This is a genomic window from Methanospirillum sp. (assembly GCF_028679455.1).
In the GTDB taxonomy this organism is placed as follows: Archaea; Halobacteriota; Methanomicrobia; order Methanomicrobiales; family Methanospirillaceae; genus Methanospirillum.
The window spans coordinates 1-8,589 of sequence record NZ_JAJRBM010000365.1 but is presented as its reverse complement, the minus strand read 5'-3'; the positions used below and the strand labels follow the sequence as shown (position 1 = coordinate 8,589).

General features: G+C 43.5%; 9 protein-coding genes. 2 read left to right on the top strand and 7 right to left on the bottom strand.

Annotated features, from left to right (window positions below; all coding sequences use genetic code 11):
• Window positions 1-136: 136 nt before the first annotated feature.
• The gene (locus LUQ50_RS12410; protein WP_300040154.1) at window positions 137-772 is read right to left on the bottom strand and encodes a HEAT repeat domain-containing protein; all 636 of its coding nucleotides are present in this window, start codon (window positions 770-772) and stop codon (window positions 137-139) included.
• Between the two features lie 1,288 nt (window positions 773-2,060).
• Between LUQ50_RS12410 and LUQ50_RS12405 the strand changes: the two genes are divergently transcribed.
• Together LUQ50_RS12405 and LUQ50_RS12400 are read left to right on the top strand one after the other, a co-directional pair.
• Window positions 2,061-2,225, top strand: a complete 165-nt coding sequence (locus LUQ50_RS12405) for a hypothetical protein (RefSeq protein WP_300040153.1) — start codon at window positions 2,061-2,063, stop codon at window positions 2,223-2,225.
• The gene (locus tag LUQ50_RS12400) at window positions 2,222-2,740 is read left to right on the top strand and encodes a GNAT family N-acetyltransferase (RefSeq protein WP_300040152.1); all 519 of its coding nucleotides are present in this window, start codon (window positions 2,222-2,224) and stop codon (window positions 2,738-2,740) included. The genes LUQ50_RS12405 and LUQ50_RS12400 overlap by 4 nt, the downstream gene beginning before the upstream one ends.
• Before the next feature lie 392 nt (window positions 2,741-3,132).
• Here LUQ50_RS12400 and LUQ50_RS12395 read toward each other — a convergent pair whose 3' ends face one another.
• From LUQ50_RS12395 to LUQ50_RS12370, 6 genes are all read right to left on the bottom strand, one after another.
• Entirely contained in the window at window positions 3,133-4,743 is a 1,611-nt protein-coding gene (locus LUQ50_RS12395) for an AAA-like domain-containing protein (protein ID WP_300040151.1), read from the bottom strand.
• A 48-nt stretch (window positions 4,744-4,791) separates the two neighbouring features.
• Window positions 4,792-5,091, bottom strand: coding sequence for a hypothetical protein (locus LUQ50_RS12390; protein WP_300040150.1), 300 nt, complete (start codon window positions 5,089-5,091; stop codon window positions 4,792-4,794).
• Window positions 5,092-5,164: 73 nt separating this feature from the next.
• Window positions 5,165-5,740 (bottom strand): hypothetical protein, encoded by a 576-nt coding sequence (locus LUQ50_RS12385; protein WP_300040149.1) that lies wholly within the window; start codon window positions 5,738-5,740, stop codon window positions 5,165-5,167.
• 258 nt (window positions 5,741-5,998) lie between these two features.
• Complete coding sequence (locus LUQ50_RS12380; protein WP_300040148.1) at window positions 5,999-6,247, bottom strand: hypothetical protein; 249 nt, start codon at window positions 6,245-6,247, stop codon at window positions 5,999-6,001.
• A gap of 416 nt (window positions 6,248-6,663) precedes the next feature.
• Window positions 6,664-7,644 carry a hypothetical protein gene (locus tag LUQ50_RS12375; protein WP_300040147.1) on the bottom strand — a complete coding sequence of 327 codons (981 nt, stop codon included), beginning with the start codon at window positions 7,642-7,644 and terminating at the stop codon, window positions 6,664-6,666.
• Window positions 7,645-7,715: 71 nt separating this feature from the next.
• A complete protein-coding gene (locus LUQ50_RS12370; protein ID WP_300040146.1) occupies window positions 7,716-8,345 on the bottom strand; it encodes an acylphosphatase in 630 nt (209 codons plus the stop codon).
• Between the last annotated feature and the right edge of the window lie 244 nt (window positions 8,346-8,589).

The window sequence follows — 8,589 nt, the reverse complement described above, 5'->3', positions numbered from 1 at the left end:
TTTCTGACAAGTTATTATGGTATCAGTTTTTGTTAGAGAACCATTCTCAATCTTGATTACTAACACATTTTTGCAACTCTTCTCCTGCCCGAATTCTCACTGCTCCATTTGGGTCTTTCATGCATCGCCTAAGAACTTAAGTTACTTCAGGTATGGTTCCCATGCGAGCTACCGCACGTACCGCTCTAAGCCTGACCCCAGGATCTGGATCTTTTGTTGCTTCAACAAGATAGGGAAATATTGTTCGATCCCCTATTCGACCAAGTGTCTTCACCACTTCCCTTCTAACATAAATTGAGTCATCTGAATGTAATCTGATTATTGGATCCATATCGGGTAATTCTGGTGAAACCCTGAATGCAATCACAATCCCCATACGAACCCTCCAATCCGGGTGTGAAAGTCCTTTGATTAGATCTGGCATAGATATTTTTCCAATATGTCCAAGTCCTTCAGATGCCGATTCCCTCACGTATCGATCATCATCAGTCAGGGCTTCGATGAGTGGCTTAACTGCTTTTAGTGAATTACTTTTTCCCAATGCATCTGCCGCGCTTCTTCGGATATACGCACTATCATCTTTGAGTGCGGATATTAGGGGATAAATCACCCGCTCGTCATCAAGGCCTGAAAGAGCTAATACCGCCTCTTCGCGCGAAGTTTCATCAACTGATCCTAAGGCTGAGATAATTGCATCAAAATCACCATTAAATGGATCAAAATTATTATGGCTGCCATCATTTCTAGAAGCGCTTCGCTCTATGAGATCCAAAATTACCGCTTCAACCAATCGTCTGTCTTTTACATACAACAAGAATACAAAAAAAATTGCTAAATCAATTCCAGTGTATAGAATAACAAATAAGGGAGGGAATGTATACCCAAAAAAACCTGCACAAATCCAGAAAATGAAGAGTAAACAAAGGATCAAGATCACCAGTTTAACTCCCGATTTCGGGTACCAGAGTGCGAGAAGGATGATCGGGATTAGATACATATGGGGAATAAATACATACACAAATCTGAAACCCACATATGGGCTAAAATATAAAAAGTATATTGAGACAAAGAGTGATAAAACCGCAAAAAGTGCGATGGTTGTGAGTTTGCCGACTTCGATTATTCCACGATTTCCTCTGATAAATTGGATAATCAGATTATTCGTCTCTTTAACCCGCATAAAATATATCAGTACTTCTGTTTCGATACTATGAAATCCCTCTCATTTGATTGTGTTAGACTATAAATCGTTATATCCGTAGCTGAGGAGTAAAGGGTTTCAATTCTGAAAGGAGCCCAAATTGCGTTTTAATAAGGGGTCATAAAGCCCCGATAAAGGAGTAAGGTAGTAGTTTATATCTCTGATTTTATTGAGCGTATACCATTGCGATAGAGTGCCGGTTTTTACCGATTAATTGTAAAAATAAGGTTAAATTTGGCTTTTTGTTGCATCCCCGTTTTTTGAACCTGAAATAACTCTAAATCAGGCCTCAATTGGTATAATTTATACTGATCCTGATCTGGAATTGATCGGGGGGGTATATGTTCTTGAATAATATCTCCCATTTCCAGGTTTTAGGGTCAATTTATCCTCTGATGCTAAAAAGTCGCTTTCCCTTCGCCTATCTTGAAACAAAACGTAGAAATACGGGGAGTATTGTGGGATTCATCTCCAAATGTGGGGGTAATGCCAAGAATGGGGGCATATCTTCCCCCGATTTGGGTTCTTCATTCCGCCGTGATTGAGGAATTATGATCGCCATTGACGCTCGTAGGTATAGCACTAATATATTTGGATGGAAAACCCGGGCTGATCTCTCGCGCCAGGACTCCCATCAAAACGCCGATAGGAATGAAATGTCGCCCCATTGAAATATTCACGGGATTTTTATGTGCGGGTTGTTGAAAATTCATTCACCACAGCCCATATCACAGATTTTGCTTTGGATGACTAATACATCTGGTTAAGCACTCAGCAAAGGGTATTGATTCCCACAAGAAGAACTCAACACCATATATTGAGTACTGTTGAGATACTATAATCGCATTTCACTTCCAATATGGAACAAGTAGATATGGCTAAACCTATTGAACTCGGGCTTGTTCTTGAAGGCGAAGATGCACTTACCTTTCATAGGTACATACGTAATCCAACAGATACCCCTGAAGGAAAGAAATTGCTGTTGGAAGCTTATGAAGAGGCGGAGAACTCCTTTCTTAAATGAAAATCCCTAAAGAAGAACTTACGTTTTCGATTCTTTCATCTGAAGATGATCTTTCCGGTTTTACTTGCCGTGAGAATGACCTTGAAGAATTTCTCAAATTCGATTCACTTAAAAGTCAGAAAAACCGGATCTCAGTGACTCATCTGGTGTATTGGAATGAAATATTAGTGGGTTTTTACACTCTTATCTCGGATAGTATTGAAGTTCGTGGTATTCAGGAAGGTGATGGGGTCCCAGGATATCCGTACTCACGATATCCTGCTCTCAAGATAGCGCGGCTTGCAACAGATGACCGATTTACGAAACGGGATGTTGGGAGAAATATGCTCCGTAAAATCCTGGTCACCGCGATAAACATCTCCCACCATGTTGGATGCAGGATTATTACCGTTGATGTGAAACCTCGTTCATTTGGCTTCTATGAAAAATACGGGTTTACCCGGACCATCAGAAAACAATCAGATTCAATTCCGATGTATAGAGACTTTCATCGTACTTTGATTGAGAAATCATAGGATTCGGATGTTTAATCTTCAAAACATGTTTTTTCCGACTCTCTCCAAACTCCGACTATGAAAACATCAAACTTTAATATTTATGGCAATATTACACCTGTATTCCTCTCATCACTGGGGTTAATCCGGATTAATCCAGTCGTGGAAATTCGGTTGCCGTTCTTCCATGATTATCCCTATGCCTGCAGATTTTTTGCAACATCTTTATCGATATTGTCAGGGTTCCCTATTTGAAAGGATCATGCTGCCGGGCTGGTATGGCATGAGTTCCCTGAAGTCAATCGATATCAAGTCTCATATGGCTCCCGGCTGCCTGACTTTTCCAAGCCGATAGAGAAGAAAAGATATCAGATCTCTGCCGGGATTTTTTGACACGTTTTAAGGAATGGAGATTACATCCCCCATACCGTCACCGGGAACTGAACCTGATGATCCGGAGTCCCGGTGTAGATCTCTTCGCTGCAGAATAGTTTCTCTTCCCATGTTTTGCCCTCAGTCCGGTCAAAAATTACCAGGTGAGCCTCCTCAGCCCCGCAGGTGTCGGCGTACCTGAATGTCTGGGCAATTCCCTCCCTGATAGTTTTCTCCCGTGTTCCCCTGAGTATCTTGCACTCAATGACTATTCTTTGAACAGCCCGGTCAAGACCAGGCCAGATCACCAGGAGATCCAACCTTCCACGACCAAGACCATATTCCCGCTCAATTCTTCCCCCTCCGTTTACAATCCGCTGGAGAAATGCCTGGAGCAGAAGCTGAGGACTCGCCTCCCGGTACTGGGCTATTTCAAGCCAACTCCCTGAGTTTTCCCGGTAAAACTGCTGAAACTGTTCAAAGAGATACCGGGTATCAAGTCTGCCATCTCTTTGAATAAATGGCGCCCGGGGAATGCTCGCTTCTAAGTTATAACTGGTCACGCTCGTCAACTGGCGTGGGATAACCTCGCGGTAGATCGGATTTGCTATCTGCAGACCTTCGCTCCCCTTGGTAATCAGGCCGAGATCGAGTACATACGAGATATCATCATCATTGATTGTTGACTCCACCTCGGTACCTTCAAGCATCGGCTCGATAACCCGTCTCACCCGCTCTTCTTTGAGTTTATCTGCGAGTTGATCCAGATGAGTTTCGTGCCTGATAATCAGGTTATTCTTAGCTTCTTCCACCAGATTGCTGGTTATCGGAACTGAACGATCATTGGTAATTTTAAACTCAAAACATACTTCATACGCCAGGGCATTAACCAGCCAGGGTTGTCCCTGTGAGTTATCCCATATGGCATTCAAAGCACCGGGTTCGAATATCTGCCCGGTCTCTTTTGTATGTTGAAGGCAGAGTTCAACCGTCTCATCCTTGGAGAAGTTACCAAGCCTGAGTGATTTTGCTTTAATGTTGAATGCACTCCCCCCGGTAATGCTGGACTTCTCCAGATCAGAATAGATCCGGTAATCCCTGACATCCCTGACCCCGCAGAGAATGACTGATGATGGAAAGTCATGAGGGCGGCTGGTGTACCCCGTTCGCAGCTGGCGGAGAACTGATATAAGCGTATCACCAACCAGAGCATCGATCTCATCGATTAAAAGAATAAGTGGACGGTCCAGGATCCTACACCATGAAGAGAGCAGAGCTCCAAGAGCTGCATCTTCTCCAAATACATCGATTGCGGTTGAAACCTGACTTCGAAAAAAAGTACTCCTGAATGTGATATCTTCCTGGATAGTAAGTTGGGTTATAACTGCCTGTATTCCTCTTCTGACATTTTCCCGTGCAGTCTGTCCGCTTTCGACATTGATATAGAGGGTATAATAGTGATCTCTGGTATTCAGGTAATCTCTTAACGAAAGAAGACAGGAGGTCTTCCCGGTCTGGCGGGGAGCGTGGAGAACGAAATATTTTTTCTGCAGAATCAGGGATAGTATCTCTTCCAGATTAAATCTGGAAAGTGGGTTCAGGCAATAATGATCCTTTGGATTTATCGGGCCAGCAGTATTGAAGAACTTCATGAATACTAATACGGTGGTTTCTACGTCAATAATCCTTTTCTCCCGGTTTCACATCCCCCATACCATCACCGGGAACTGAATCGGATGATCCGGAGTCCCATCATAGATCTCTTCGCTGCAGAATAGTTTCTCTTCCCATGTTTTGCCCTCAGTCCGGTCAAAAATTACCAGGTGAGCCTCATCAGCCCCACAGGTATCAGCGTACCTGAATGTCTGGGCAAGTCCCTCCCTGATACTCTTCTCACGTGATCCCCTGAGTATCTTCCATTCAATGACTATCCTTTGAACTGCTCGGTCAAGACCAGGCCAGATCACCAGGGAGATCCAATCTTCCACGACCAAGACCATATTCCCGCTCTATTCTTCCCCCTCCGTTTACAACCCGCTGGAGAAATGCCTGAAGCAGAAGCTGAGGGCCCGCCTACAGGTATTGGGCGATCTCAAGCCAACTCCCTGAATTTTCCCGGTAAAACTGTTGAAACTGCTCGAAAAGATACTGGGTATCAAGTCTGCCATCTCTTTGAATAAATGGCTTCCGTGGAATGCTCGCTTCTAAGTTATAACAGGTCACACTCGTCAGCTGGCGTGGGATAACCTTGCGGTAGATCGAATTTGCTATCTGCAGACCTTCGCTCCCCTTGGTAATCAGATCGAGATCGAGTACATTCGAGATATCATCATCATTGATGGTTGAATCCACACCGGTGCCTTCAAGCATCGGCTCGATAACCCGTCTCACCCGCTCTTCTTTGAGTTTATCCGCGAGTTGATCCAGATGCGTTTCGTGGCTGATAATCAGGTTATTTTTAGCTTTTTCTACCATATTGCTGGTTGCCGGAACCGAACGATCCAGTGTGTTTTTCATCTTAAAACATGCTTCATATGCCAAAGCATTGATGAGCCATGGCTGTCCCTGTGAGTTCTCCCATATCGCATCTAAAACATCCGGTTCGAATATTTGTCCGGTTTCTTTTGTATGCTGGAGACAGAGTTCCACCGTCTCATGATATGAAAAATTTCCGAGCCTGAGTGACTCTGCTTTAGTATTATACGCACTCCCCCGGTGATGATTGATTTTTGACGATCAGAATAGATCTGGTAATCCCTGACATCCCTCACTCCACAAAGGATTACAGTCTGGGGAAAGAAATCAGGTCTGCGGGAATACCCGGATCGCAATTGTCTGAAGACTGAAATGAGTGTATCTCCAACAAGAGCATCAATCTCATCAATTATCAGAACGATAGGCAAAGACTCATGGGCTGACCACTGACTGAAGCGTCTCTTCGAGAGCACTAAATGGACCTCGTTCTTTCAGAATCCGGTTATCATTCTCAAGAATGAACCGGTCATTGATCAGATCACGGGCATTCATACCAAGAGAACTCAGTACTGACTGAATTCCAGTTTGAACGTTCTCTCTTACCGCCTGTGCATTCTCGATATTTGTATAAAGAGCTCGATATGCTCCGGTCTGATTCAGGTAATGCATCATTACAAGCATGCATAATGTCTTCCCGGTCTGTCGGGGAGCATGGAGAACAAAATATTTTTCTGTAGAATCAGGGTAATTATCTTTTCCAGATTAAATCTGGAAAGCGGGTCCAGGCAATAGTGATCCTCCGGGTTCACTGGTCCTGCGGTATTGAAGAACTTCATGAATACTAATACGATGATCCCTGCATCAATAATCCTTTTCTCCCGGTTTCACATCCCCCATATCGTCACCGGATACTGAACCTGATGATCAATCCCGGGGTAAACCGTTTGCTGCAGCATAGTATTGGCTGGCTATCCTGCAATATCAGGATAACTCATACCAGCAAAAGATTACAAAAAACATTGATGTTATCAGGCTTCTCCTGATAATAATGGCAACCCTTTTCAGGATACATTATCTGAAAATATGTAATATGGAGATTATACTTCCCCAAATATCGTCATCCGTGCTTCTTTCTCGTACTCTTCCTGCATCTTGATGGCATTCTGCTGGTGCTCCGGAGTCTCCCAGTAATAGTATTTCTCGATCTGCATCAGTTTCACCCACCGGTTGGTGATCTCCTCAATGAAATTATATATCGTCGGGTAGGTTTCTGCCCGGGGATTCTCACAGGTCTGGGCTACCTTGAGTTCCTTGGTGATATTTACCATGGCATCCCCGACCAGTTTGGTCTGATACCAGGGGTTCTTCTGCCAGCGGTGAGTGAGCATCTCCATGAGATTGAGATTCTTGAACTTCTTCATCTCCGGAATATTGATCATCGGGTTGAGTTTCATCTCACTCATCACTTCACCAAGCAGTAGATCACGGCCATAGTACATTCCGTTATGCATGACAAAATACCGCCGGGGGATGAAGTCTTTGAAAGAAACGAGATCATGCATATCACGCATACTCTCTTTCATGAGGAAATACACCTGCGCATTACGCATTACCGGACAGAGCTTGGAAACAACAATGTTTGCCATCAGGGTCCAGGGGAGCTCACAGAGTGTCTCATGAAACAGCATGTACAGATAAAACATGAGTTTCTTCTTGATCCAGAAATCAAGGTGACGCGTCTTCTCGTCCTTCAGGACATCAAGATAGATCTGCTCCATGCCAAGAGTTGCTGATTTACTGTCAAAGGAGAGTACCCGGTATCCGGAATTTTTAGCAGCAATTCCCTTAAGAAGAAGTTTGATTGCGTTCTGGGCAATGACAAAATCTTTCAGCATTCCGATCTGCTGGTTTGAAAAAACAATAACATTGCGACCGGATTGGAATGAATATTGATCAAGCAGAAGCCCTTTTTTGGGTGCATCCTGTTTTCGCTGAAGGTAAATCCGGGTATCAAGTTGCTCTTCAACATGATCAAGGAGTGACTGGAGCGAAGACGATATCTCGTATTTATTTTCCATGAGCTTAATGTAATCTTGATAATACTATTATAAATGAATATCAGTTTGCAGCGCCAGAACTGGTATGATGATCAGGAATGAGCATATCGCATAATTCCTGCCTGGATCAAAGCGGAGCGTATCTCCCTGAGTTCCTCTTTCACTTCAGCGATCTCCTGAGTCAGGGTTTTATTCAGATCCTGACGGATCCCCTTTACTTCATGAAGTGTCTCTTTCTGCAGAGAGATTGTGTCGTTCTGAAGTGATAGTGTCTCCTTTTGCAAACTGAGCGTCTCCTTTTGCAGTGAAAGTGACTCTTTCTGCAGTGACACTGTTTCTCTTCCCAGGTCAATGGCGATATCCTGTTTTTTCTCCATCCGGGAGAATATCGCTATTGCAGAGTCAAAACGTTCTGCCAGTTCTTCTTCCGGAGTCCCTCTGGTAATCTCAAAGTATGAATATTCCCCTGTGAAGGATTCTTCACATACATCAATATTTTCGACATAAATGGGATAATCCTGAATACTGATCTCATCTTTAAAGTGAGAGAGATCTTCGGAGTTCCCTTCGGCAATAATCTGAACATCATATCCTTCCAGATTTTTTACACATCCGGTGATACGATGCCTGCGGGCAATCCCCTGTATTATATGACGAAAACCAACTCTCTGGACCGTCCCGCTAATGAGCATATTCCACCGTATCGATCGCTCATTATCCATGTATTTATATTATCTCACAAGATTATAGGGATTCCCCCTCTCTATGTTTTGTCATATAGAGAATGTCCAGTGAAGAGAATTGAAAGCAAATTCATGCTCCAATTCGGTAAATTTGGCGATACGTTTATACGCAAAATCCTTCACTGGACAGTCTCATATACGGGAGTCTCTATTCTGAAGGAGGTAAAAAGAAATTTGTTGATGTCTACTCAATATAATTATATTTGAATCCAGGTTGTAGTCC